This window comes from Neotamlana laminarinivorans (assembly GCF_020523925.1).
In the GTDB taxonomy this organism is placed as follows: domain Bacteria; phylum Bacteroidota; class Bacteroidia; order Flavobacteriales; family Flavobacteriaceae; genus Neotamlana; species Neotamlana laminarinivorans.
Genome location: NZ_JAJAPW010000074.1, coordinates 1 through 292 on the forward strand (window position 1 = coordinate 1; position 292 = coordinate 292).

Consider the following 292-nt stretch of genomic DNA (forward strand, 5'->3'; position numbering starts at 1 on the left):
TATTGTACGATAATTTAAACTTTAACCTTCCTCAAGCAGGAATAGTTGGTATTATTGGTCCAAATGGAGCTGGTAAAACCACTATTTTTAGAATGATAATGGGAGAAGAAACACCAGATAAAGGCGAGTTTGTTGTAGGCGAAACGGCTAAAATAGCGTATGTCGACCAAAGTCATGCTAATATAGACCCAGAAAAAACAATATGGCAAAACTTTAGCGACGAGCAAGAACTGGTTTTAATGGGCGGTAAAGAAGTAAATTCTAGAGCCTATTTAAGTCGTTTTAATTTTTC

General features: G+C 36.0%; 1 protein-coding gene. It reads left to right on the plus strand.

What is annotated here, in order from left to right:
- A partial coding sequence (locus LG649_RS16090; protein ID WP_226544831.1) for an ATP-binding cassette domain-containing protein occupies positions 1–292 on the plus strand: 292 nt, incomplete at both ends.